Raw genomic sequence first — 25,690 nt, 5'->3', positions numbered from 1 at the left:
AGCTGCCCGAGGGCACCACCATCGGGGCGATGGTGCGCGGCAAGGAGGTGATCATCGCCCACGGCGAGGCGGTGGTGGAGAGCGGCGATCACGTGATTCTGTTCGTGATCGACAAGCGCCGAATTCGCGACGTCGAGCGGCTGTTCCAGGTCGGTTTGACGTTCTTTTAAGCGCCCCATGTTATTAACAACATTGGCCAGGAGCCGCGGGATTCCATGAGTCTGAGGGTCATTTTACGCATTCTAGGGCTGCTCTTGATGCTGTTCAGCCTCACCATGCTGCCCCCGATGCTGATATCGCTCTGGTTTCGCGACGGTGTCTGGTACGCCTTCGCCAGCGGCATCGCCATCACCGTGATCACCGGCGTGCTGCTGTATCTGCCCAACCGGCGCGCGCGCAAGGAGCTGCGCATTCGCGACGGCTTCATCATCGCGGCGATGTTCTGGACGGTGCTGGCGTTTTTCGGCTCGATTCCACTGATGCTCTTCGGCCCCGATGCGCTGCACTTCACCGATGCGGTGTTCGAGTCGTTCTCCGGGCTAACCACCACGGGCGCCACGGTGATCACCGGCATCGATTTTCTACCGGAATCGATTCGCTACTATCGCCAGCAGCTGCAGTGGCTCGGCGGCATGGGGATCGTGGTGCTGGCGGTGGCAATTTTGCCGACGTTGGGCGTCGGCGGCATGGCGCTCTACCGCACCGAAATCCCCGGGCCGCTCAAGGACTCCAAGCTCACCCCGCGCATCACCGAAACCGCCAAGGCGCTCTGGTACATCTACGCCACGCTGACCATGGCGTGTTTGGTAGCCTATATGCTGGCGGGCATGAGCTGGTTCGACGCCCTCGGCCACAGTTTTTCGACCGTCGCGATCGGCGGCTTCTCCACCCACGATGCCAGCATCGGCTACTTCAATAGCCCGGCCATCGAGCTGATCTGCGTGGCCTTCATGCTGATCTCGGCGTTCAGCTTCAGCCTGCACTTCATCGCCTGGCGAGAAAAGCGCCTGCTGCACTACTTCGAGGATCCCGAAGCGCGCTTTCTAATGCTGTTTCTGGCGGGACTGGTGCTCATCGCCGCCTTCACACTCTGGTTCACCAACGCCTACGACACTCTGCACAGCCTGCGCCACGCGCTGTTCGAGGTGGTGTCTGTGGCGACCACCGCGGGCTTTGCGGTCGCGGATTTCTCCGCCTGGCCAGGTGCGCTGCCGTTCATGCTGTTCGTCGCCGCCTTCATCGGCGGCTGCTCCGGCTCCACCGCCGGCGGCATGAAGGTAATCCGCATCATCCTGATTTTGAAACAGGGCATGCGCGAAGTCATGCGCCTGATCCACCCCAACGCGGTGATCGCGGTGAAGGTCGGCAAGGTCAGCGTGCCGGACAGCATCGCCCAGGCCGTGTGGGGCTTTTTCTCCGCCTACGTGATGCTGTTCTTTTTGATGCTGGTCGGTGTGATGGCCACCGGGGTGGATCAAATCACCGCCTGGTCCACCGTGGGCTCGGCGCTCAACAATCTGGGCCCGGCGCTGGGCGAGGCCAGCGAACACTACGGCGACATGCCCAATCTCGCCAAGTGGATTCTGGTCGTGGCGATGCTGCTGGGCCGCCTGGAAATCTTTACCGTACTGGTTCTATTTACCCCCGCATTCTGGCGCCGCTAGCGCCGCCCGGGGGCCACCTTTTGTTAGCGAGACACCCATGACGCACGACGCTCCCACCCCGCCAAGCCGCGAGTTCGAGACGCTGCCCGCGACCAGCGGCCCGCTCAAGGCCATCGAGATCGAAGGCACCCGCTATACATTGCTGGGCACCGCCCACGTGTCGGCCCAAAGCGCCGATGACGTGACGCGACTCCTCGACAGCGGCGCCTTCGACGCCGTGGCCATCGAGCTTTGCGACGCCCGCCACCACAGCATGACCAACCCGGACGCCATGGGCGAGCAGGATCTTTTTCAGGTCTTCAAGCAGGGCAAGGCGGGCATGGTGGCGGCGAGCCTGGCCCTCGGCGCGTTTCAGCAGCGCATCGCCGAGCAGTCCGGCATTCAGCCCGGCGCCGAGATGCGCGCTGCAGTGGAGGCAAGCCAGACCCACGCCCTGCCGCTTTTGATGATCGACCGCGACGTCGGCGTGACGCTCAAGCGCATCTATCGCAACGTGCCCTGGTGGCAGCGCATGTCGCTTTTCACCGGGCTGATCGGCAGCGTCATGTCGCGCCAGGACGTCTCGAAGGAGGAGATCGAAAAGCTCAAGGAGGGCGACATGCTGGAGGCGACTTTCAGCGAGTTCGCCAGTGAGTCGGAAAGCCTTTACACGCCGCTCATTCGCGAACGCGACCGCTACATGGCGCTGCGCCTTGCCGAGCAAGCCCCGCCCGGGCGTTATAAAAACGTGCTGGTGGTACTCGGCGCCGGACACCTGAAAGGCACCGCCGAGCATCTCGAGGCGCCGCTGCCGGAGAACCCGACCACCGAGCGCGAGGCGCTCGAACATACGCCGCCGCCGTCGAAGCTCTGGAAGGCGCTGCCTTGGCTGATCACCGCGCTGGTCATCACCGGCTTTGCGATCGGCTTTTCACGCAACACCGAGCTTGGCTGGCAGCTGGTGCTGGAGTGGTTCTTGATCAACGGCATCCTGTCCGGCGGCGCGACGATCGTGGCGCTGGCCCACCCGGTGACGGTGATTTCGACCTTCTTCGCCGCCCCGCTGACCTCGCTCAACCCGACCATCGGCGCCGGGTTCGTGGCCGCCGGCGTCGAGCTTTACATGCGAAAGCCCAAGGTGCGCGACTTCTCCTCGCTTAGACACGATGTCACCCAACTCAGCGGCTGGTGGAAAAACCGCGTCTCGCGCACGCTGCTGGTGTTCATTCTGGCTACGCTCGGCTCGGCGGTGGGTACCTGGGTGGCAGGCTTTAGAATCGCCGGAGCGCTGTTTGGAAGCGCGGCGTGAACCGAATCGAGCGTGCGCCCTGGCAGGCGGATGCCCTGCTCTTGCTGGTGACGCTGATGGCCGCCGGCGGCTGGATCTTTTCCAGAGAAGCGCTTGCCGGCATGCCGCCGCTTTTGTTCATCGGCAGTCGCTTTCTGCTGGCCGGGCTGATCCTTCTGGGCTTTGCCTGGCCTTCGCTTTCGCGCTTGCCCGCTCGCCGGGTGCGGCGAAGCCTGTTCGTCGGGCTGCTGTTCAGCCTGGCGACCGGTTTCTGGATTATGGGACTCAGCGTTTCCTCGCACCTGGGCGAAAGCGCCTTCATTACGAGTCTGGGAATTCTGATGGTACCGGTGCTAGGCATACTGTTTGGCGATACGCCCCCACGCACGACCTGGATCGCCCTGCCCGTGGCGCTGGCGGGCTTTGGGCTTTTGTCGCTCAACGCGGGCTTTCGTATCGAGCCCAGCCAGCTTTTGATGGTGTGCGCCGCGCTCTGCTTTGCGCTGCTGATCAACGTCAATACGCGGGTGGTGCGCAACGTCGCGGCACTTCCGCTGACCATGCTACAGCTTCTGGCGGTGGGCGCGGTGCTGACGCTCGTGTCGTTTGCTTTCGAGCGCCAGCCCATGGCGCTGAGTACGCCGATTCTGGGCTGGTTTCTGGCAAGCGTGGTGCTGGCAAGCTCGCTTCGCTACTTCCTGCAGATCAAGGCGCAAGGCATGACGACGCCGAGCCATGCCTCGGTCATCCTGATGCTCGAAGCGGTGTGGACCGCGCTGATCGCCGCCTGGTGGTTTGGTGAAAGCATGACCCCGCTACAGCTGTCGGGCTGCGCTCTGATCTTTTTGGCGCTTCTGATCAACCGCTGGTACTGGGTACGCAAGGTGCTGCGCCGCTGGCTGCCGGCTCAGGCCAGCGCCTGACACCAGCCCAGGTCCTTTAAACGCCCGCCCGTTTGGCCAATAGCCGCTCCATTGCCGGGGTGGGCGCGTCGATTTTGCGATAGAAACGGCTCGCCGCGTAGCTTTCGTTGAACACGTCGAAGTAGTCGTCGAGCACATTTGCCGCATCAATATCGCCGCCCTGACGCAGAAGCTCGGTGGCGACTTCGGCCGTGCATAGGTGCGCTTTCGAGGCGGGCTTTCTAAGGCGGTAGCGGGTTTCACGCTCGGTGTGAAGCGGCAGCACCGGCAGGCCATCCAGATACGGGCTTTTGCGAAACATGCGCCGCGCCTGGCGCCAAGTGCCGTCGAGAATCACGTAGACCGGAACCCGGTCGTTCGCCTTCGCCGCGTGTACCGCATCGATGCCCACCACGCGCTCGGCGTAGTCCGGCTGGTCGTCGGGAAAGATTAGAAACGGCGCGTAGCGCGCATCCTGCAATAGTGCTTCGAGCTCGGGGTCGAGCGCGGTGCGCGCCCAGGTGAAGACGCGAGTTTCACTCAGCACGTCCCCGATCAGCCGCCCGGTATTGGTGGGTTTCAAGTGCTCGAGCGAGTGGGTCAAAAGCCATACCTGGGCGTGGCTCTCCACGCCCACCTTGTAAGGGCAGAGGCAGTTGAGTTTGGGTAGGTTGCACCCTTCACAGCGAATCACGAAGCTGCCGCGCGCTTTGAATTCGCGCCGCGGCGCACGCTCGGCAAGCGAATCCGGTTCAGAGGACGTATCAAAAGCGGACATCGGCGCACCCATTCGATCAAAGGGCGCCGAGTATAAAGCAGCGCCGATCGCGTGACGAATCCGCTGGCATCAACCGCTCACGCGGCTCGACGTTTTTCTGTCGGCGCCAGCATATCGAGCTTACTCTGACGGGGGTCACACGCTCTGAACGTCACGCAGATGGGCATAGCTTGCGGCGTAACGGGAAAACTTGTGCGCGCCGCTAGAGTAAGGGGCGTAGCGCGGCGGGGCGCTTTCACTGGTACAGCTCGGCAGCACCTCGACCACGGCATCGTAGTCGAGATCGAAGAAGAACGGCAGCGAGTATCGCTGCCGGCCGCTGGTATTGACCACCCGATGCAGCGTCGACACGTAGCGATCATTGGTGAGGGTCTGCACGATATCGCCGATATTGATCACGAAGGCGCCCTCGATGGGCGGCGCGCTGATCCAACCGCCATCGCGGTGGCGAATCTGCAGACCGCCCACGGCGTCCTGCGCCAGAATGGTCAACAGCCCGTAGTCGGTATGGGCTCCGATACCGATCTCTTCTTCTTCGATCGTGCCGGCCTGGCAGGGGTAGTGCAGCAGCCGCTGAATCGCCACCGGCCGTCTCTGGCGCGGAGCAAAGTAATCTTCCGCTAGCCCGAGACTCAGTGCAATGGCGCCCATCAGACGATGCCCAAGCGCCAGCATCTCGGCGTAGTAGCGCTCGAACACCGCCTGGAACGCCTCTGGCCTGGCCGGCATCCGGTTGGGACCAAAAAATGGCGAGACCTCGGCCTCATCGAGGCCCAGATCGAAGCTCTCTTTCAAGTCGCGACTTTTGCCAGGGTCGACGTTCTCACCAAACAGTGGCGTGTAGCCGCGCAGGGAGAGCCCCGAGCCGACGATATTGAGGGCGTCTTTTTCCGCGAAAGGGCGCGCAAAGAAACCGGCGGCCATGGCAAACGCCTGCTCGATGAGCTCGGGGCCGATCCCGTGCCCGTGAACGTAAAAAAAGCCGGTTCGCTCACACGCCTCGCCAATGGCGTTGGCGACGCCCATCGGGTCGCTGCGATCGAGCAGTGGGCCAAGGTCGATGACGGGAATCTGTGCCGGCGCCAGCGTTCGCGTCGTCAAGGACGGCGCCAAAGTGAAGCGCGCGCGCTCGGCGTGATCCAGCACCTCGACGTCCATGGTGTCATCCCTCATGCATTTATTCCTCGTTTCCTTTAACCAATCGCCATCAGCCCGGTCCCATTTTGCCACGAATACCGGCCATTCAGTATGACGGTGGCGATAACGACTCAGCCAGGCTCGAAATTTTTCTGGCCGCGCCAGCGCTCGACCAGCGCCGGCATCCCTTCCCCGGCGGTGGTGTTGATCGCCCGCACCCCGGGTGGGCTAAGCGCATCGGCGTCCGGGTCGATCAGCGCGCAGGGTGTGTCGACTCCGATATAGGACAAAAGCGAGGCGGCGGGCATCACCGCCAGTGAGGTACCCACCACCAGAAAGAAGTCCGCCTGGCTTGCAAGCGCGCAGGCCTGCTCGAACAGCGGCACCGACTCGCCGAACCAGACCACGTCCGGGCGCAGTTGGCTACCCTTGTCGCAGACGTCGCCGAGGGCGATATCGCCGGACACCGGGTAGCGAAGGCTCGCATCGACGCTGGAGCGTGCTTTGAGTATTTCGCCGTGAAGGTGGAGCACGCTGCGCGAGCCCGCCCGCTCGTGCAGATCGTCGATGTTCTGGGTGATGATCGAAACGCGAAAGCCTTCCTGCTCGAGCGCGGCAAGCGCCTTGTGCGCCGCATTGGGTTGGGCCCGGCGAATCTGCGCTCGGCGCTGGTTGTAGAAGGTGAGCACGCGCTCGGGGTCAGCGCGAAAGCCATCGAACGTGGCCACCTGCTCGACCGGGTGCTCCTCCCAGAGGCCGTCGCTGGCGCGAAAGGTCTTGATGCCGCTTTCGACGCTGATGCCGGAGCCGGTAAAGACCACCAGGTGCGGCAGCGTCACCGCGTCCTGGTGGCGGCCGTCATCGGGTTCGTCTGTCAACATAACGCTCTCCTCGTCAGATCACGCCCCGTTTTAGCCCGTGGCGCGCGCGGTGTAAAGCGCTTGGGCCCCTCAGTCGGCGACGAGGAAATTACGCGTCGAGCCGATGCCCTCGACCACGTCGTCTTCGCTTCGATCCTTGAGTTTGACCCCGGAAAGCTGTCGCTCGCGCGCCTCCTTGAGCAGCAGCAGGAGTTTGCGCGCCGCCTGATCGACGTCGAGCCCCGCCGGGCGCACGTTGGAGATACAGTTGCGCCGATCGTCTCTGAGCCCCACCTCCGGCGCCCAGGTCATGTAGAGCCCCAAACTGTCCGGCGAGCTGAGCCCGGGCCGCTCGCCGATCATCACCAGCACCGCGCGGGCGTTCAACAGCGCGCCAATCTCGTCGCCAATGGCCACGCGCCCCTGCTCGACGATGGTGACCGGCGCCAAGCGCCAGTCGTTTGTATCCTTCGCCAGGGCCTGGTCGAGCGCCGTCAGAAAGGGCGCGCTGTTTTGCTGCACCGCCAGCGCCGAGAGGCCGTCGACGATGACGATGGCCAGGTCGCTGGGTTCGGTGTTGTCCGCCTGCGCTTCGAGGCGCTCGCGATCCTCGTCGCTCAACCGGCGGCCGTAATCCGGACGCTGGAGGTAGGTGGCACGATCCGTCGCCCGGCTTTTTAGCGCAAGCGGCGCGGTGTCGAGCTCAAGCGCCTCGTCAAGCGACGCCGTCAGCGCTTCGATATCCAGCGGGCAGTGCACCGCATCCTGGGCCTGGGCGTGGGCGAGCTGAAACTCCAGCAGTTTATGGGTGGGCAGACTCACCCCGGCGCGGCCGAGGCCGATGCGGGCATCGGTGAAGGCACGAAGCGTGGCCCAGGGGTTGTCCACTACGCCGGCGTCGCGGCTTTCATTGGAGGCATTCCTGGAGGACATGGGAGTGTGATCACTGCTCATGGCTTGCCTCCCCGGGCAGGTGGCGCAGGCTTTGCGCGAAGGCCCTCGGGACGTGCTCGCTCAGCCGGTGGGTGTCTATATCGTCGAAAATCTGCATGCGCGCGAGCCACTGCTCGAACTCGGGTGCGGCCTTGAGACCCAGCGCCCGGCGGGCGTAGAGCGCATCGTGAAACGAGGTGGTCTGGTAGTTGAGCATGATGTCGTCGGAGCCTGGAATGCCCATCACGAAGTTGCAGCCGGCCACGCCCAAAAGCGTGAGCAGGTTGTCCATGTCGTTCTGGTCGGCCTGGGCGTGGTTGGTGTAGCAGACGTCGCACCCCATGGGCACGCCCAGGAGCTTGCCGCAGAAGTGATCCTCGAGCCCGGCGCGGATGATCTCCTTGCCGTCGAACAGATACTCCGGGCCGATGAAGCCAACCACGGTATTGACCAACAGCGGGTTGAACTTGCGCGCCACGGCGTAGGCGCGTGCCTCGCAGGTCTGCTGGTCGAGGCCATGATGGGCATCGGCAGAGAGCGCGCTCCCCTGGCCGGTCTCGAAATACATGACGTTACGCCCGACCGTGCCGCGGTTGAGCGACTGCGCCGCGGCCTCGGCCTCGGCCAGGGTGGCGAGATCGAAGCCGAAGCTCTTGTTGGTCGCCTCGGTGCCGCCGATCGACTGAAAGACGAGATCCACCGGCGCGCCCTGCTCGATCGCCTCCAGCGTATTGGTCACGTGGGTGAGCACGCAGGACTGAGTGGGAATCTCGTATTTCTGAATCACCTCGTCCATCAGGCGCATCAGCTTCACGCTCTGGGCGACGTTGTCGGTGGCCGGGTTGATGCCGATCACCGCGTCGCCGCTGCCGTACAAAAGCCCGTCGAGGATGCTGGCCGCGATCCCGGTGACATCGTCGGTCGGGTGATTGGGCTGAAGGCGAGTGGAGAGCCGCCCCCCCAGGCCGATGGTATTGCGAAAGGCGGTGACGACGCGGCATTTTTTGGCCACCAGAATCAGATCCTGGTTGCGCATCAGCTTGCTCACCGCAGCGGTCATTTCCGGGGTGATGCCGGCGCGCACGCTTTGCAGCACCTCGGGCGTGGCCTGATCCGATAACAGCCAGTTACGAAAATCGCCTACCGTCAGGTGGCTGATCGGCGCGAAGGCGCCGGCGTCGTGATCGTCGATGATCAGCCGGGTGATCTCGTCGTCCTCGTAGGGCACCAGCGCGTCGTTGAGAAAGGTGGAAAGCGGAAGCTCGGCCAGCACCATCTGGGCGACCACGCGCTCCTCGGCGCTTTCGGCCATGACGCCGGCCAGCCGGTCGCCGGAGCGGGCCGGCGTGGCCTTGGCCATCAGCTCGGCCAGATTCGAAAAGCCGTAGCGACGGCTCCCTACCTGGGTGTGGTAAGCCCTGGTCATGATTGCCCCCTGTGCGCTTGACCCCGCCGGCGGGCGCCGACGCCTATGTGAACTCTCTTCCGTTCACCTTAGCGCCAACCGAAGACTTCGCCTATCAAGTTTCGGCAAATCCGGCGTAGGCAAAACAGTTCAGGCGCTCAAGGGCGAGCGCTTCAGATCAGGACTGAAGCCAGCGGGTTGCGAACTGCGACGCCGTAAGCGGCCGGTCGAACAGATAGCCCTGCCCTTGCGTGCAGCCCATCTCGAGCAGCGGCTCGATCTGCGCCTGGCCTTCGATGCCTTCAGCGATCGTCTCGAGCCCCAGAGTGTGAGCCATGGCGATGATGGTAGCGACGATGACCCGGTCGTTTTCACTCACCAGCATGTCGCGAATGAAGGAGATATCGATCTTGATCTTGTCCACGGCGAAGCGCTTGAGGTAGGCAAGCGAGGAGTAGCCGGTGCCGAAGTCGTCGATGGCCAGACCCATGCCCTGCTCCTTGCAATAGCGGGTAATGGCCACGGCCTCCTCCGGGTTGACCATGATGCCGCTCTCGGTCAGTTCCAGACTCAGCATCGAGGGGGCGATATGATAGCGGCTGCAGCTTTCGAACAGCGTGTCGATCAGGTCGTTGTCGTCGAACTGATCCGCCGCCACGTTGATCGCAAGCTGCCCGCAAAGCGAAACCCCTTGGCGTTTCCACTGGGAGAGCTGCTGACACGCCTTCTCGATCACACAGCGCCCGAGCGCGACCATCATGCCGCGCTCTTCGGCCAACGGAATGAAATCACCGGGCGAGACAAAGCCCAGCACCTCGTCCTGCCAGCGACAAAGCGCTTCGGCGCCGATCAGCTCGCGGGTGCGCAGGTTCACCTGGGGCTGAAAGTTCAGGGTCAGGGTCTTGTCCGCGATGGCGATGGCGAGCCGCTTGGCCATGTCGAGCTTTTCGCGCATGACCTGCTCCATCCAGGGCTCGAACAGCCGCGCGCCTGACGGCGCTCGCTTGGCCTGATGCATGGCGATATCGGCGTATCGAAGAAGCCCCTGGGCGGTGCGCGCCTGCTCGGGGCACACCGATACGCCAACGCTTGCGCTGACTTCTGCCGTATGCTGCTCAACGACCACGGGCTCCATGAGCGCGTCCTGAAGCCGGGTGGCGATCTCGATCGCCTCACGCTGACCGGCGTCAAGACACAGCACCACGAACTCGTCACCGCCCAGCCTTGCCAGATAGTGGCGCTCTTTCAGGACCGTCGAGAACCGCTTGGCGACCTCCTTGAGCACCAGATCGCCGACGTAATGGCCGGCGATATCGTTGATTTCCTTGAAATGGTTGAGGCCCAGCAGCAGCAGCGCCAAGCGTTGCGGGGGTGTCTGCCCCACGTGCTGCACCAGTCGCTGCATGAAATCCGCCCGGTTGGGCAGGCGCGTGCCCTCGTCGCGGTAGGCCAGCTCGCGAATACGGCTCTCGTCCTGCTGGCGCGAAAGCTCCGAGGCAACCCGCGCGGCAAAAATCTGCAGTACCGTGCGGGCGATGTGGGTGTCCTCAAGGGGCTGTTCGAACATGACGCCGACAACGCCGATCGGGTTGCCCTGGGCATCGTCGAGCCGGCGACCGATATAGCCGTTGACCCAATCGAGCTCGCCGTTGGACTCGGCGGGCATACGGACAGAGGCGTTCTTGAGCACCACGCACTCTTTATGATCGATTACGTCTTCGCAGGGCACGCCGTCTATTCGATAGCGGATTCCCGGCTGCTCTTCGCCTCTGATATTGAGCGACACCATCGACGCCACGCCCGGCTCCAGGGCGTCGAGCTTGGCGATGAACCCCACTTGGGCATCGAGCGCCGTCGCCATGTGGGCGGTAAGCTGAGACAAAAACGCCTCGCCGTGGTTGGCCGAAACCGCCGTGGCAACGTGGGTCACCGCGTGCTGAATGCGTTGCTCGTTTTGGCGCCGCAGGATGCTGTCCAGTCCAAAAGCGATATCGTTGGCCAAATCGCTCAGAACCTTACGCTCTTTTTTAGAAATGCCCGTTTCCTGAGCGTGATAGCAGCAGAGCACGCCCAAAGGCGTATCGCGAAACATGAGCGGTAGCGCGATGAACGCTTTAACACCTAAAGCGCGCAAGGTGGAAGCGACCGTTTCGTTGACGCAACCTGCCTGATCCGGCTCGGTGATAAAGACCGGCTTGCCGGTCGCGAAAGCGGTCTGGGTCAGCGCGAGGCTATAGCGTTTGATCATCAGCTGGCGCGGACTGCACCAGGCGATTTCTTGGCCGTCCCGGTCGGCCATCGTCCTCACACTCAGCGAATCGGCGCGACCCTGGAGGTCCGGGCGACTGATCCAGGCAGCGGCGTAGCCGCCGGTGCCGACGGCCACGTCGCAGCAGCTCTGCATGAGCGCGGTTTCGTTCTGGGCACTGAACACCGCCTCGCCACCTTCGCTTAAAAGCTTGAGCGCCCGTCGATGGCCGGCGATACGCACATTGGCGTTGGCGCCGGCCAAGCGACGAGAGAGCTCGAAACTTGCAAGCGACGCTGCGATTCTCAACGTATCGACGGCAAAATCGGGAAGCGTCAAGGGTGAGGAGTGAATCAGCGCCATCAGCCCGAGCCAGTTGCCATCGGCGTCCAGCATGGGCACGCCCAGGTACCCTTGGGCATCAAGCGCGGCCAGCTGCGCATCCTTGGGAAAACGGGAACAAATGCCCGCCTCGGCAAAGAACTCGCTACTCGGGGTCACTTGGCTGCAGGCGGTTCCCTTGATCGGAAACGGCGCCTTATAAAGCCACTGGCCGTTGGAGTAGAGCGTTACCGGAGAAACGAGACTTTGATGCGCATCGATACGCGCGACCAGCACGTGGTCGACGCCCAAAAGCGCTGACAACGAGTGAGTCAATTGCTCGAAGAACTCTTCACGGCTGCTGCGAAGAAGGCTTCTGGAGAGCTGCTGCAGGATACTGGGCGCAGAGTCTGAGAGCATGAAGTTGAACGCCTCGAAGTTGATCCGTTAACGGCGTCGATACCGATGCCTCGTACCCGCATTGAGGACCGTCAGCCCCAGTGCGCCAATGCGGTGCTATTTTTTCCAACACATGACTAATACGAGTATAACAATTTAACTATGCAGCTGGCATGAAAGTTCTCATTGGCGACTCACCCACCCTCAAAATCGTTGGCCCTTATATCGGCTTCTCGCGCTCTTTCTTGACCCAAGACGTGACGAATTTATCGCATGGCCGACCAAAGACTATCCGCGTCTCACCACGCTCCCCTGCCCCAAATAGCCAGCGCCAATGATTTGATTCAATAAATTTAATTATCCCTTATCAACTCATTGAGTTGATACTCAACTTGCTTAGTCCTTCATGTCAATAGGTGGGTCCTTAACCATTCTTTATCATTGGGAGGACAACGTGACGAAAAAAGAACGGGAACATATCGCCAGTCATATCGGCTGTGCAATCGCCAAACGGCGCGTGCGTTGTCAGATGACCCAGGAAGAAGTGGCGGAGCGGCTGGGAATAGGTAACGAAGCCGTCTCTCGCATCGAGCGGGGGCGAGTGATTCCCAACGTGATACGTCTGGTACAGCTTTCCACGATTTTCAACTGCGAAACCGCCGAGCTTTTGGGTGAAGTGAGCCTTCAGACTGACGACCAGGCGAGCCGAATGAAAGGCCTGCTAGCACCGCTCGAGGAGCAGGATCGCCAGCTCATTCTCGATATCACCGAAAGCCTGGCGGCGCGCCTTCATCATAAGGTGCCGAACGAAAAGTAGTCCTTAGCGTTTAGACAAACGCAGCACCGCGGGGTTTGTCCAAACAATTAGTTGTGATCCTGACCACCGCAATTTTAGAAGGTGTGACCATGGCCAAAGCGTCCGTCCAACGTTTCAACCGACTCCCCGAAGAGGACCGCTCCCGCGTCATCGAAATGGCTTGGGAGGATCGTACTCCGTTTGAAGCCATTGAAAGTCTCTACGGTTTGGTTGAGCCCGATATGGTCGAGATCATGCGCCACGCGCTCAAACCCGGCTCGTTCAAGCTCTGGCGCCAACGCGTTACCGCTCGCGCCACTAAACACCGCGCGCTTCGCTCACCCGCCGTGCAGCGCGGCTACTGCCCCACCCAGTACAAGCGCTTCTGAATCCCATCTGCCCCGCCTGGCGGGGCATTCTCTAGCGCCATGGCGCGTGTATGTTGAAGACACCATGTTTTAATCGCCTCTGTTTCTAATCGCCTCTTAATTGTTATACTATAACATAATACTTAAAAAGAGAGATTGACCATGCCTGACTTCCCCCCCCTTCCCGTCACCGTGCTCTCGGGTTTTCTCGGCGCCGGCAAGACCACCGTGCTCAACCATATTCTGGCCAATCGAGAAGGCCGCCGCGTGGCAGTGATCGTTAATGACATGAGCGAGGTCAACATCGACGCCGCGCTGGTACGTGGCGGCCCGGAAAGCGCGGATGACGAAGTAGCGCTGAACCGCTTTGATGAGCGGCTCGTCGAGATGAGCAACGGCTGCATCTGCTGCACGCTGCGCGAGGACTTGCTGGTCGAGGTAGGAAAGCTCGCCCGCGAAGGCCGCTTCGATTATCTGGTAATCGAGTCCACCGGCATTTCCGAGCCGCTGCCGGTGGCCGAAACTTTCACCTTCGAGGACGAGGAGGGCCAGAGCCTCTCTCACGTCGCGCGTCTGGATACGCTGGTCACCGTTGTCGATGGCGCCAATTTTCTTACCCAGTATCAGGAGGCCCAGAGCCTCGAAGAGGCGGGTGAGAGCTTGGGTGAAGAAGACGAGCGCAACGTGGCGGATCTGCTGGTCGATCAGATCGAGTTTTGCGATGTGCTGCTGGTCAGCAAAACCGACCTGATGAGCGAGCGTGAACTCGAATCGCTAAAAGCAGTGCTCACATCCCTGAACCCGGACGCCGAGATCGTGCCGATCCGCCAGGGTCAGGTGGCGCTGGATAAGGTGCTCGATACAAAACGCTTCGATTTCGAGCGGGCCCAGCGCGCGCCGGGCTGGCTCAAGGAGATGCGCGGCGAGCACGTGCCGGAAACAGAGGAGTACGGCATCTCGAGTTTCGCCTACCACGCGCGACGCCCCTTCCACCCGGCCAAATTTTTCGAGCTTTTGCATTCGGAGTGGTTCGGCGAGGGGCTGCTGCGCTCGAAAGGCTTTTTCTGGCTAGCCACCCGCCCACAGTGGGCGGGTCAGTGGAGTCAGGCCGGTGGCATCGCCCATCACGGCGCCGCCGGCATGTTCTGGAAAGCGATCCCCGAATCGCGCTGGCCCACGGATCCGGAGTACCGGGGCTTCATCGAAGAAAAATGGGTCGAACCCTTCGGCGACATGCGCCAGGAGCTGGTATTCATCGGCCAGAACATGGATAAAGCCCGCATGCGCGCCGCTTTGGACGGCTGCCTTTTGAGCGAGGAGGAACTGCTGGAGGGGATCGAGGCATGGAAAGCGCTGCCGGATCCGTTTCCAACCTGGGAGTAGTCGGTCGTATTACGGGCAGTGGGGCTCGACTAGCCATCGACAATATTCGCGAGTGACGCATGGGTGAGACCAGTGATCTGACGCCGGATTCATTCCACTCGCGCCGACCGCTGCCTTCGGGTTCTGCCGGCTATCGCTGGCCGTGCCGTTTAAGCATAAAAAAAGAGCCGTTCACCTTCTACCGCCAAAAGAGATCAGCGTGTAGAGCGAACGGCTCTTGTGTTACCGGTTAGCTCGATGCGCTATCCAAGCTTACCGGCGTTTCGAGCGCTAACGTTTAAGCAGCGCTATGCAAGGCCGGGCTGCTGTCGAAATCGCCGTGTCTGGCGGTCAAAACGGCCTCCTTGCGTTCCGGGCACTGCCACAGGTGATCCACCAGCTCGCTGTTGGGGGCATAGCCCAAGGGCGCGTCGATCAACAGCTGCTGGAGGCGTCTGGAGTCGCTTTGTTGACAAGCACGCACGAGCTCCTCCATCAACCGCTCGGTCTCCTGCAAGGTTAGCGAGACCTCGTGAGCCGTCATGATGCGCGAGTGCGAGGTGTGCCGAACGCGCTCGCCAATGAGCAGCTCCTCATAGAGTTTTTCGCCTGGCCGCAAACCGGTGAAGCGAATTTCGATATCGCCCTTAATCGAATGCCCCGATTGGTTCGGCTGGTTCACGTAAGGGTCGAACCCGGACAGCCGCACCATCTTAGTGGCCAGATCGGTAATTTTGATCGGCTCGCCCATATCCAGAACGAAAACGTCGCCGCCTTTGGCCATTGCCCCCGCTTGGATAACCAGCTGGGCAGCCTCAGGAATGGTCATGAAATAACGCGTAATCTCAGGGTGAGTAACGGTGACCGGCCCGCCTGCCGCAATCTGGCGGCGAAACATGGGAACCACAGAGCCGCTGGAGCCCAGGACGTTACCAAAACGCACCATGCAAAAACGAGTGCCTTTCTGAGCGTTGGACATGGCCTGGCACACCAGTTCTGCCAAGCGCTTGGTCGCCCCCATAACGTTAGTGGGCCGCACGGCCTTATCGGTCGAGACCAGCACGAAATCGCTGACACCGGATTCTACCGCCGCGCGCGCGCAGTTCAGCGTGCCTATGGCGTTGTTGACCAACCCCTCTTCGACATTGTGTTCGACCATCGGCACGTGCTTGTAGGCCGCCGCGTGATAAACCGTTTGCACCTGATAGTAGGTCATCACGGACTGAAGGCGCTCGGTATGCTGCACCGACCCAAGTAACGCCATCACCTCTACGTGGTCCAGTCCTTCCGCTTGAGCAAGTGTGCGTAAATCCTGCTCAACGCAATAGAGGTTATATTCGGAGATCTCTAACAAAAGCAGTTTGCTGGGCTGCTGGCGTAGAATCTGTCGACACAGCTCACTGCCAATGGACCCCCCGGCGCCGGTGACCAACACCACCTTATCGGTAATATTAGCGCCAATCAGACTGGCGTCCGGCGGCACGGGATCGCGGCCCAACAGATCCTCGACGGCGACATCACGAATTTCCGTGGTTTTTGCCCGCCCGGTGATCACATCGGCCATTCCAGGAACGGTTTGTACAGGTACAGTGATCCCCTCCAGAGACTCGAGGATCTCGCGCCGGCGAGCGCGCGAAGCGCTGGGCATGGCCAGCAGGATTTTTTCTACCCCGTAGACATCGATCAACCCTTGAACGGCGCGAGGATGGTGGACTTTCAGCCCCTGAATAGAGGAGCGCTGTACGTCGGCATCGTCATCGATGAAACATACCGGCTCGTATTCATTGCCGTTACGAAACGAGACTACCAACTGCCGCCCGGAGCTGCCCGCACCATAAATCAAAACGCGCGTTTTGTAGCGCACTTGCCCGCGCGTATAAAGCGAACGAAGTACCGCCCGCACCCCGCCAATGGTCAGCATGGCAAGCATTGCATAAATGAAAGGTACCGAACGAGGAATGGGCAAAAGCGCGACGTAGTTGACCACGATCAGTACCATCGTGGATGCTAATACGCCGGCTAGAACGGTCGTCGCCGCCTGCATGTCCATGAAGCGGATGATTGCTCGGTAGAATCCCAGTCGTGCAAAGATGAAAAGACTAATAGGAATAATGGCAGGCAAGACCAGCCAGACGTTGGAATTGGACACAAAGGACCAACCATCTAGCCGCAAGAACATGGCCAGCAGAAAGCTAACCGTTATCAGCCCGGCATCAACCACTAATTGAATCAGGCGTTTTTGAGGTCTTGGCAGACGAAACAAGGGGTGCAATAAGCGCGATAACATAGCAGTCGACTCCAATTCAGCTCAACGAGCGCCCGAATTCACGAGCTTTCGATACGGCATTTAACCGTTCACTACGGTGTTTGGAGCAGTTTTACGTACTGTTTCGGATTAGTTTTATCATACCTTTGCCTACATCCTTGTACTATTGAGCAGTTTAAAATCAATGCTGTCCACACGCAGATAAGTATGTTGATCGCTTAAATTTAGCGAGTTACCTGCATATCAAAGTATCCAGCTTAGATATTATTCGAGCCCATTAAGGCGAGCTGATAAGATAAGTATCAGGAGGGCATTTCTTTATACCGGATCCAGTATGACAACAGCATTACATCCAGCGAAGAGCGCTTGATCGTTCAAGCCCACGCGACAGGTATTATAATTTCTATAGACTTTATTTTTTATAAATTATCGTATGATTTTTCTAATCAGCCCATTACCTTTTAAGTAGCACAAACACAGCCATTAACTGCAATTTACCACTTTATCTTTTAACACCAATCCAAGTTAAAAAAATGACGTTTTATTCGGTAGTTGTTTTTTAAGACGTGTGGAAAGGCCCTTTAGAATGTGCATGACGCTTTACAACGGCTGCCACGCACACCACCAACCAAACCCAATAGGTGGCCAGTACTATCGGATAGGCGAAGAAGGCATAGCTCAAGCCAAAATCAAAAAATAGTAGCGCCAGTAGACAGCCTGCTAGCGCTAGTGGATCCCGATCCGGGTATCCCCCGTGTAGCCGCCGCGCAAAAAACCAAAGCGGCGCCACGTACAGTAATAATGTCGCCAGCCCCCCCAACGCACCATAGCGTAACCAGGCATTCAGAATATCGTTGTGAGCATGCCAGTGCTCGGCGACACCACTACTTACACGACCCTGCTCGTTGAGCGTTTTCAAGACATCACGATACTCCTGTAGGCGATAGCCCGACCACGGCCGCTCCGCAATCAACTGCAGAGTGACTCGATAGAGCTCGAGACGAACGCCGATCGATCCGTGCGCCTCGCCATTCAGGTAATCAAGGCTTTCACCCATCGCGCTGTTCACCCGCTGCTGTACACCGGTCTGGGGCAGCGCGTAAAGCCCAATGACCAGCGCGGCGATCACGACCGCGATCCCCCCGCGCAAGCGCAAGGGCCACTGCCGGGCATAAGCGCGATAGAGCATCCACACAGTCAACGGCAGCGCCAGCCAGCCACCCCGTGTACCGGAAAGCAGAGAAGCGTCAAGCCCTCCCAACGCTCCTGCTGATACTAGCATTACCCAACCCCAGCGTTTAGGCTGCCGCCATGCCCAAGGCAACCCAGCCAAACAGACAACCCCCGCCGCGAGCGAAAAGTTGCCGAACAGAATAGCGTGAAAAGGGGCCTGCCCACTTGCCCGCTCAACGCCCTGCCCTGCGACCTGCCATAATGCCCACGCACCCACAGCGGCTCCGGTCACGGCGAACGCCATAAACACGCTCGCGGCGCTTACATAAAGCCTGGGCAAGGCACAAACCGTTAACACGCTCAGCAGTAAAACAAGTAGCCGAGGCCATTCGTCCTGCCAAGTCTGAGGCCCTTGCACAGCACAAGCCAGCAGGGTGGCTGCCGCACAAAAAACGGGTAACAGGACGAGGTATCGAGCCAGCCTAGTGGCTTCTTTAAAGCGCCCGCTGACTAATTCAAAACCACCTAAAACGGCTAGCGCGCCCAACGCTAACCATCCGCCATTGGGCAGGAGCAGCGGCGCAGCGATCAAAAAGCTAGTGCCCAGAAAAATCAGGGAAGTGTTTCGCAGCATCATCAGTTTTAAACACATGGGAGCTTGTTAGCGTTAGAAGAGATGGCTAATGCTCAACATCGACCATTAAAAGCCCAAGCGTCTCGTACAGCGCCCGTTCGGTTTTGTATAGATGGCTCGCCGAAGGAATCCAGTAGCGAACGCTATGAGCCGACTCGAACTGCGTTAAAAAGTGGGTAGGGGCAGCGACAGGTAAAAGCCCTACCGCTTGAAAGTGGCGCATGGCACGCGGCATATGGGAAGCAGAGGTGACCAGTATGACTGGCGCGCCCTGCCCTACTAAATCACGAACCGCCCGGGCTTCCTGGCCGGTATCGGTTGGCCAATCCAGTACGCGTATGGATTGCCGAGGCACACCTAGTGCATGCGCGGCTTCGAGATAACCCCGAGCCACTGGCGCTATCGAAGTATCACGGGCGGCCCCTGACACGACTAGCGGCACATCCTGTAATTCACGCCATAACCGTATGCCTTCCATTAGGCGAAGCGCTGAACTTTCACTCAGTTTGGCTACGCTGGAAACAGGCGCCTGTGGCTGCCAGCCTCCGCCCAGTACCACTATCGCAGCAGGAGCCTCTACTTCAGCGACATCCAAAAGCGCCGGGTAGCGCGTTTCGATCGGCGCCAATAAGCGCTCTGCAATCGGTGCCCAGCTAGCCAGGAGTAGAACCGTCAGCCCCAAGGCAGATAGCGCACGCCCCGAGTACAAACGTTTTAGCCAAACCAACCCTAACCCCAAGAACAGCAAGGCCATGCTTATCGGCAAGGGCATTAAAAGCGGCGACGCAAGGCTTTTTATTAAATCGTACATGGCAGCCTTCATTGGCGCTTTCTATTCAAAGGGCACCCACCGCTGCGAGCTTCAAACGGATGGCCTTCGATACTTTCAAGCAATTTAAGTCGCCATGGCACTCTATTGCTGAAAATAGTTCAGATACCAGGGCATGGCTTCGCCAATACCGTCGACGATGGTGTGGCTGGGCGCATAGCCCAACAAGCGAGCTGCCTTGGTGATATCCGCTTGAGAATGGCGCACGTCACCTGCTCGGAAATCCCGATACGTCGGGTCTTGTGTATAACTGACACCCTGCTCAGCTAGCCCGTTGCGCAAGTATTCGAACAATAGATTTAACGTTGTGCGGCCACTCACGGCTACGTTATACACTTCGCCCTGCGCTTCGTCTTCCGCGGTCGCCGCCAGCAGGTTGGCCTGCACGGCGTTAGCGATATAGCAGAAATCACGACTGGTTTCGCCATCGCCGTTAATGAAAAGTGTTTCATCCTGCAACATGGCGCCGGCCCATTTGGGAATGACCGCTGCATAGGCTCCATTGGGGTTTTGCCGTTTTCCAAAAACGTTGAAGTAGCGCAGACCAGTGGCTTTAAAATTGTAGGTGCGAGCGAACACATCAGCATACATCTCATTCACTACCTTGGTAACGGCATACGGTGATAGCGGTTTGCCTATGCACTCTTCCACCTTGGGTAGCGCTGGATGATCGCCATAGGTAGAGCTCGATGCTGCATATACAAAACTTCTTACTTCGGCGTCCTTGGCCGCCACCAGCATGTTCAGATTACCCGTGATGTTAGCCGCGTTGGTCGCGAGCGGGTCCTCAATCGAGCGCGGCACGGAGCCAAGCGCGGCCTGATGCAATACGTGATCGACCGACTGCCCATCGACCTGCATGGCCGCGCGACAGGTATCGGGATCGCGAATGTCTCCTTCGATAAAGCTAAAGCGTGCCCACTGCTCGGCGCTTACCAGAGAACGCACCTCATCCAGATTTGCCTGAAAACCGGTGGCGAAGTTATCCAATCCCACCACGCGTTGATCGAGTTTCAAAAGCGCTTCGATTAGATTACTGCCAATGAAACCGGCACAACCGGTCACAAGCCAGGTACGAGGAGTGGCCTTCAGCTCGGCCTGGAGCGATACAATTCGACTCATTACATTCCTTGATACGTGGTGAAATCGTTTTACATCGAAGCGCTCGACTTACAGTCGCAGGTCGGCGTCATGTTTTGGCAGCACGTATTTTAAATCGTAAAGTACATGCTCAGGCTTACCCCAGACACGAATACCCTGCGCGCCCAGCTCACAAAACTCCCGGTGCGCAACGGCCAGTATCATCGCATCATAAGCACCCGCCTTGGGGCTCTCGACGGGAGTAATACCGTATTCCGCTTCGGCTTCCGCTTTATTGACCTGAGGATCATACACATCGACGCAGACGCCGTAATCGGCCAGCTCGGCTAGAATATCGACGACACGCGTGTTGCGAAGGTCAGGGCAGTTCTCTTTAAAGGTCAACCCCAGCACCAGAACGCGCGCGCCCTCAACGTGAATGCGCCGCTTGATCATTTGCTTGACCAGCTGGCCTGCCACGTAGGCACCCATGGCATCGTTCAAACGGCGCCCTGCCAGAATCATTTCCGGATGATAGCCGACTTGCTGGGCCTTGTGCGTGAGGTAGTAGGGATCCACACCGATACAGTGTCCCCCTACCAACCCCGGGCGAAAAGGAAGAAAATTCCACTTCGTGCCTGCCGCTTGCAAGACCTCTTCGGTATCAATATCCAGTCGATTAAAGATCAGCGCCAGTTCGTTGATCAAGGCAATATTGATGTCGCGCTGCGTGTTTTCGATCACCTTGGCGGCCTCAGCGACGCGAATACTGCTGGCCAGATGCGTTCCAGCCACGATGACCTTACGATAAAGCGCATCGACGAACTCTCCGATTTCGGCGGTAGAGCCCGAGGTGACCTTTTTAATGGTGGTGACGCGGTGCTCCTTGTCACCCGGATTGATCCTTTCCGGGCTATAGCCCGCAAAGAAATCCTGGTTATACACCAACCCGGACACCCGCTCGACGACAGGAATACACTTCTCTTCAGTGGCCCCGGGATACACGGTGCTTTCGTAAATCACCACGTCGCCCTTGGAAATCACCTGACCTAGCGTTTCGCTGGCTTTAATCAGCGGGGTGAGGTCGGGCTGACGGCTGGCATCAATCGGCGTGGGGACGGTCACGATATAGACGTTACACGCGCGCAGTGCTTCGAGCTCGCTGGCAAAGCTAAGCTGTTTGGCTTCCGCCATCAGCGCGGGCTCGACCTCTAGAGTATGGTCTATGCCATCGCGCAACTCAGTAACGCGCCCCTTATTGATATCGAACCCTACTGTGGGTAAGACTTTACCAAACTCGACGGCCAGTGGCAGGCCCACATAACCAAGACCAATGACCCCCAGATGGACGTTATCAATATTAAGCACGGACGCTTCCTTTCAATGAGCATGAGAGTAATGAGATAGTGATATCTCACCAATACGGCAATACTAAACCGCCAGCCACACGAGCACTACAGCTCTTTAAAGCTTTCGATTTTACATCATCAACGCTTTCACACTTTTTTAAAAAAGTGTGGCAAAACACTAATTCAAGACCATGTAAGCGTAAGCAAAATAACGCGTAGGAAAACACTGTAAAACCCACGCCTGTCACAACAAACTTCTAGTTCTCAGGGCCTACCCTGACTTATTAGATATGTACCTTTTACCAGGCAGACCCATGGTGCTAAATAATAAAAGCAAAAAATATTCCACGCTCACTGGCTTATTAAAAAGTACATGACACTTCCTTTATGATAAGCGCAGATTTGACGCTTATTAACCCGCTGTATTAACGATACCCTTGGGGATTTCTCTGTTGCCAGCGCCAGGTATCGACCATCATGGTGGTTAAATCACGTTTGGCTTTCCATACCAATTCACGCTCTGCCAAGGTGGGATCCGACCAGCAAGTCGCGACGTCACCGGGCCGCCTGGATTCAATACGATAAGGAATAGTTACGCCCGATGCGCGTTCAAAAGCATCGATAACTTCCAACACCGAATATCCTTGGCCTGTCCCCAGATTCCACGTATAGCAATCATTCTTGTTATTCAGTAACGTGTTCAGTGCGCACAGATGCCCCTCTGCCAGGTCCATGACATGAATATAATCGCGTACACCGGTCCCATCCGGGGTAGCGTAATCACTGCCGTAAACGGCTAAACAGTCGCGGCGCCCAACCGCGACCTGGGCAACATAAGGCAATAAGTTGTTTGGAATCCCCTGAGGGTCTTCGCCTATTTGACCGCTTTCGTGCGCACCTACCGGATTGAAGTAACGCAAGCGCGCGACCGACCAACGCGTATCAGAGTGTGCAAGGTCCTGAAGGACTTCTTCGACCATGAGCTTTGATCGACCATACGGATTGGTAGGCTTACCGGTAGGAAGCCCTTCATGTAGCGGCATGGGATGCTCGTCCCCGTATACCGTCGCTGACGAACTGAATACAAGCTTAAAAACACCCGCGGCCTGCATGGCCTGACAAAGCGTTACGGTTCCGGAAACGTTGTTTTCGTAATAGGCGAGCGGCTGACTCACGCTTTCGCCCACGGCCTTGAGACCGGCAAAATGGATGACTGCGCTAAATTCGTGCTCGTTCAGCAGGCGATCCAACAACCCCCTATCGCGGATATCTCCCTCCACAAACGTAAGCGTACTTTCGGTGAGCGCTTCTACTCGAGCGAGTGACTGACGTGAAGCGTTGGCAAGATTATCCAGTACGACGACAGAGTACCCAGCTTCGAGGAGAGCCAACGCTGTGTGCGAACCAATATATCCCGCCCCACCGGTTACAAGGATAGTCATGGGTTGGCTCCCTTTTGAGTGGCAAGGCTCATTACTTCGCTAATCGTGTCACAGGTTTTTTGAATTTCCCTGTCCGTCAACGTAGGGTGGCACAAAAACATCAAGCTGGTTTCACCCAGTTCCCTGGCGACAGTTAGCGGTTCTTCAGGCCGCCAGCCCGTGCCGTCGAACGCCTTTTCCAAATAGACTTCAGAGCAGGAACCGGAAAAGCATGGCACGCCGCGATCCACGATTTCATTCATGATGCGATCACGGTCCCAATCCTGTTGGAGTTGAGAGGGTTCGACGAATACGTAGCATTTGTAGGCGGCGTGCTCGATATACTCGGGCACCAAAGGCACGCGTAGCCCATCGGACTCACTAGCGGATTGCCAGATCCGCTTGGCATTGGCTTGGCGAGCCGCTTTCCACTCCGGCATGCGGGTCAGTTGGATACGGCCGATAGCGGATTGCATTTCCGGCAGCCGCCAGTTGGTTCCAAAGCTTTCATGTAGCCAACGAAAGCCGGGCGGGTGCTCACGTTCGTAAACCGCTTCCCAACTTTTACCGTGATCCTTATAGGCCCACATTTTTCGCCAAAGCGCTTCTTCGTTGGTGGTGACCATGCCGCCTTCACCACCGGTCGTCATGATTTTATCCTGACAAAACGACCAGCAGCCGACGTGGCCAAAGCTACCGACGCTCTGGCCTTTGAACGTGGCGCCATGAGCCTGGGCGCAATCCTCGATAACGTGCAAACCGTGCTCGTTAGCCAAGGCCATGATGGACTCCATGTCACAGGGCCAGCCTGCCAAATGAACGGCGATGATCGCGCGTGTATTGGGCGTGATCTTTTCGGCGATGGACATCGCTGTAACATTCTGTGAAGCATGGTCTACGTCGGCAAAAACTGGAACCGCGCCCGCTGTAACGATACTTGAAGCCGTCGCCAGGAAAGTACGCGATGTGGTAATTACCTCATCCTTACCTCGCCCTTCTCCCTCACCAATACTTAATCCCTTTAACGCCAAATCCAGGGCTGTCGTGCCATTGGAAACTGCAATCGCGTATCCACAGTTGGCAAACTGAGCGAACTCACGTTCGAACTGACGACCTTCCTGGCCTGTCCAGTAGTTAACACGGTTGGAGAGCAGGACACGCTGCACCGCTTGAGACTCTTCCTCGGAAAAGGAGGGCCATGGAGAAAAAGGGCCACTTAGCATGCGATCACCTGATTTTAAAATAATTGAATGAAGGGGAAGAGCGACTCATCGAATCACGGGTCGGGCAGGCACGCCAATTACCGTTTGGCCATTTGAAATATCAGAGACAACGACGGCCCCTGCTCCTACGGTAACGTTATGGCCAATATTCAACAGCTGTATCACGCTTGCGCCAATGCCTATCCAGCTGGCTTCGCCAACCGTGACAGCGCCGGCTAATGAAGCACTAGGGCACACGTGTGAGCCGTCGTGCAGGAGGCAGTCGTGATCAATACTGGCTCGCGTGTTGACCACGCACGCCTCGCCCACACGGCTATCGATTTGTATGACGGCTCCTGCAAATATGACGCTACCTGCACCCAACGCCACAGTGCTACTGACATAAGCCGAGGGGTGGACGAGCGTTATCAAGGGAGCATCGAGGGCCTTGAGGTCTCGCGTTTTTTTCAACCGCACGTGATTATTGCCGATACCTACGATGACGCCATCGAAATCGTGCAACTGCTCCAATAATGCCCGGGTATCGCCAATAACGGGCCAAAGACCGTTACTTTGCAAGCTCGGCCAGGCATCATCGAAGAAGAGTATGTGCTGCCAGCCGCATAGGGACGCCGTCTCCGCAACGACTTTACCGTGGCCGCTGGCGCCCAAAATGGCCAAGCGCTTCATTTGCCACTTCCCGTGAATTTGGTCATGGTCGCTTCACCTTCTGCGCTGATGCCATCTCTCACCAGCACCTTTTTCACAGTAAGCATCAGAATTTTCAAATCGAGCCAAAGAGAGTGGTTGTCTACATACCACACGTCCAGCTTGAACTTGTCGTCCCAGGAAATAGCATTACGGCCGTTAATCTGTGCCCAACCGGTTACGCCGGGTCGCGCTTCATGACGCCGGTATTGCTCGGCGCTGTAAAGCGGCAAATACTCCATTAAAAGCGGCCGAGGACCGACCAGACTCATATCGCCCTTGAGCACATTCCAAAGCTCCGGCAGCTCGTCCAGACTAGTGGCACGTAGAAAATTACCAAAACGAGTCAGGCGCAGATCATCCGGTAGCGGGTGACCCTGAGCATCATACGCATCTTTCATGGTACGGAATTTAACCATCTCAAACGGTTTTCCATGGAGGCCCGGACGAATCTGGCGAAACAGAACGGGGGAACCCAGCTTGCCACGAACCAGCAACGCCACCACCAAAAGCACGGGAGAAAGCAAGCTCAGGGCGAGCAGAGACACGAGGAAATCAAACAGTCGTTTCATTGGTAAACCCAACGTA

General features: G+C 58.5%; 21 protein-coding genes and 1 pseudogene. 7 read left to right on the top strand and 15 right to left on the bottom strand.

Features of this window, described 5'->3' with window-relative positions; genetic code table 11:
* The 4 genes and pseudogenes from MQW23_RS18410 to MQW23_RS18395 all read left to right on the top strand — a co-directional run.
* Window positions 1-170: pseudogene (locus MQW23_RS18410) on the top strand (TrkA C-terminal domain-containing protein); the annotation flags it as partial.
* Between the two features lie 45 nt (window positions 171-215).
* On the top strand, window positions 216-1,664 hold the full coding sequence (locus tag MQW23_RS18405) for a TrkH family potassium uptake protein (RefSeq protein WP_252109679.1): 1,449 nt from the start codon (window positions 216-218) through the stop codon (window positions 1,662-1,664).
* Between the two features lie 37 nt (window positions 1,665-1,701).
* Window positions 1,702-2,952: a TraB/GumN family protein gene (locus MQW23_RS18400; protein WP_252109678.1), complete on the top strand. Its 1,251-nt coding sequence runs from the start codon at window positions 1,702-1,704 to the stop codon at window positions 2,950-2,952.
* A complete protein-coding gene (locus tag MQW23_RS18395; RefSeq protein ID WP_252109677.1) occupies window positions 2,949-3,854 on the top strand; it encodes a DMT family transporter in 906 nt (301 codons plus the stop codon). Before MQW23_RS18400 ends, MQW23_RS18395 begins: the two co-directional genes overlap by 4 nt.
* 16 nt (window positions 3,855-3,870) lie before the next feature.
* Here MQW23_RS18395 and MQW23_RS18390 read toward each other — a convergent pair whose 3' ends face one another.
* The 6 genes from MQW23_RS18390 to MQW23_RS18365 form a co-directional block, all read right to left on the bottom strand.
* The gene (locus MQW23_RS18390) at window positions 3,871-4,611 is read right to left on the bottom strand and encodes a tRNA-uridine aminocarboxypropyltransferase (protein WP_252109676.1); all 741 of its coding nucleotides are present in this window, start codon (window positions 4,609-4,611) and stop codon (window positions 3,871-3,873) included.
* A 135-nt stretch (window positions 4,612-4,746) separates the two neighbouring features.
* A complete protein-coding gene (locus MQW23_RS18385) occupies window positions 4,747-5,784 on the bottom strand; it encodes an isopenicillin N synthase family dioxygenase (protein WP_252109675.1) in 1,038 nt (345 codons plus the stop codon).
* A 95-nt stretch (window positions 5,785-5,879) separates the two neighbouring features.
* The gene (locus MQW23_RS18380; RefSeq protein ID WP_252109674.1) at window positions 5,880-6,629 is read right to left on the bottom strand and encodes an SIR2 family NAD-dependent protein deacylase; all 750 of its coding nucleotides are present in this window, start codon (window positions 6,627-6,629) and stop codon (window positions 5,880-5,882) included.
* Between the two features lie 69 nt (window positions 6,630-6,698).
* Window positions 6,699-7,541 (bottom strand): ethanolamine ammonia-lyase subunit EutC, encoded by an 843-nt coding sequence (gene eutC / locus MQW23_RS18375; protein WP_252109681.1) that lies wholly within the window; start codon window positions 7,539-7,541, stop codon window positions 6,699-6,701.
* A 10-nt stretch (window positions 7,542-7,551) separates the two neighbouring features.
* On the bottom strand, window positions 7,552-8,967 hold the full coding sequence (locus MQW23_RS18370; protein ID WP_252109673.1) for an ethanolamine ammonia-lyase subunit EutB: 1,416 nt from the start codon (window positions 8,965-8,967) through the stop codon (window positions 7,552-7,554).
* A 157-nt stretch (window positions 8,968-9,124) separates the two neighbouring features.
* Window positions 9,125-11,935, bottom strand: coding sequence for a bifunctional diguanylate cyclase/phosphodiesterase (locus MQW23_RS18365; RefSeq protein ID WP_252109672.1), 2,811 nt, complete (start codon window positions 11,933-11,935; stop codon window positions 9,125-9,127).
* Window positions 11,936-12,368: 433 nt separating this feature from the next.
* On the opposite strand from MQW23_RS18365, the gene MQW23_RS18360 reads away from it, so the two are divergent.
* The 3 genes from MQW23_RS18360 (at window position 12,369) to zigA (ending at window position 14,461) form a co-directional block, all read left to right on the top strand.
* Window positions 12,369-12,731 carry a helix-turn-helix domain-containing protein gene (locus tag MQW23_RS18360; RefSeq protein WP_252109671.1) on the top strand — a complete coding sequence of 121 codons (363 nt, stop codon included), beginning with the start codon at window positions 12,369-12,371 and terminating at the stop codon, window positions 12,729-12,731.
* An 89-nt stretch (window positions 12,732-12,820) separates the two neighbouring features.
* The gene (locus MQW23_RS18355) at window positions 12,821-13,099 is read left to right on the top strand and encodes a TIGR03643 family protein (protein ID WP_252109670.1); all 279 of its coding nucleotides are present in this window, start codon (window positions 12,821-12,823) and stop codon (window positions 13,097-13,099) included.
* 141 nt (window positions 13,100-13,240) lie between these two features.
* Entirely contained in the window at window positions 13,241-14,461 is a 1,221-nt protein-coding gene (gene zigA, locus MQW23_RS18350) for a zinc metallochaperone GTPase ZigA (protein ID WP_252109669.1), read from the top strand.
* A 277-nt stretch (window positions 14,462-14,738) separates the two neighbouring features.
* Here zigA and MQW23_RS18345 read toward each other — a convergent pair whose 3' ends face one another.
* From MQW23_RS18345 to MQW23_RS18305, 9 genes are all read right to left on the bottom strand, one after another.
* A complete protein-coding gene (locus MQW23_RS18345) occupies window positions 14,739-16,727 on the bottom strand; it encodes a polysaccharide biosynthesis protein (protein ID WP_252109668.1) in 1,989 nt (662 codons plus the stop codon).
* Between the two features lie 538 nt (window positions 16,728-17,265).
* Window positions 17,266-18,531: an O-antigen ligase family protein gene (locus MQW23_RS18340; RefSeq protein ID WP_252109667.1), complete on the bottom strand. Its 1,266-nt coding sequence runs from the start codon at window positions 18,529-18,531 to the stop codon at window positions 17,266-17,268.
* Window positions 18,532-18,559: 28 nt separating this feature from the next.
* Window positions 18,560-19,336 (bottom strand): ElyC/SanA/YdcF family protein, encoded by a 777-nt coding sequence (locus tag MQW23_RS18335; protein WP_252109666.1) that lies wholly within the window; start codon window positions 19,334-19,336, stop codon window positions 18,560-18,562.
* A gap of 90 nt (window positions 19,337-19,426) precedes the next feature.
* A complete protein-coding gene (locus MQW23_RS18330) occupies window positions 19,427-20,464 on the bottom strand; it encodes an SDR family oxidoreductase (RefSeq protein WP_252109665.1) in 1,038 nt (345 codons plus the stop codon).
* Window positions 20,465-20,512: 48 nt separating this feature from the next.
* Window positions 20,513-21,790 carry a Vi polysaccharide biosynthesis UDP-N-acetylglucosamine C-6 dehydrogenase TviB gene (gene tviB, locus MQW23_RS18325; RefSeq protein ID WP_252109664.1) on the bottom strand — a complete coding sequence of 426 codons (1,278 nt, stop codon included), beginning with the start codon at window positions 21,788-21,790 and terminating at the stop codon, window positions 20,513-20,515.
* A 406-nt stretch (window positions 21,791-22,196) separates the two neighbouring features.
* Window positions 22,197-23,213: a UDP-glucose 4-epimerase GalE gene (galE, locus tag MQW23_RS18320; protein ID WP_252109663.1), complete on the bottom strand. Its 1,017-nt coding sequence runs from the start codon at window positions 23,211-23,213 to the stop codon at window positions 22,197-22,199.
* The gene (locus MQW23_RS18315; protein WP_252109662.1) at window positions 23,210-24,415 is read right to left on the bottom strand and encodes a DegT/DnrJ/EryC1/StrS family aminotransferase; all 1,206 of its coding nucleotides are present in this window, start codon (window positions 24,413-24,415) and stop codon (window positions 23,210-23,212) included. The genes galE and MQW23_RS18315 overlap by 4 nt, the downstream gene beginning before the upstream one ends.
* A 45-nt stretch (window positions 24,416-24,460) precedes the next feature.
* Window positions 24,461-25,084: an acetyltransferase gene (locus MQW23_RS18310; protein ID WP_252109661.1), complete on the bottom strand. Its 624-nt coding sequence runs from the start codon at window positions 25,082-25,084 to the stop codon at window positions 24,461-24,463.
* A complete protein-coding gene (locus MQW23_RS18305) occupies window positions 25,081-25,674 on the bottom strand; it encodes a sugar transferase (protein ID WP_252109660.1) in 594 nt (197 codons plus the stop codon). The genes MQW23_RS18310 and MQW23_RS18305 overlap by 4 nt, the downstream gene beginning before the upstream one ends.
* Between the last annotated feature and the right edge of the window lie 16 nt (window positions 25,675-25,690).

It is taken from the genome of Halomonas sp. S3-1-1 (assembly GCF_023757625.1).
Lineage (GTDB): Bacteria > Pseudomonadota > Gammaproteobacteria > Pseudomonadales > Halomonadaceae > Vreelandella.
Note: the sequence above shows the minus strand (reverse complement) of the source record. Positions and strands in the feature narration are given on the sequence as shown.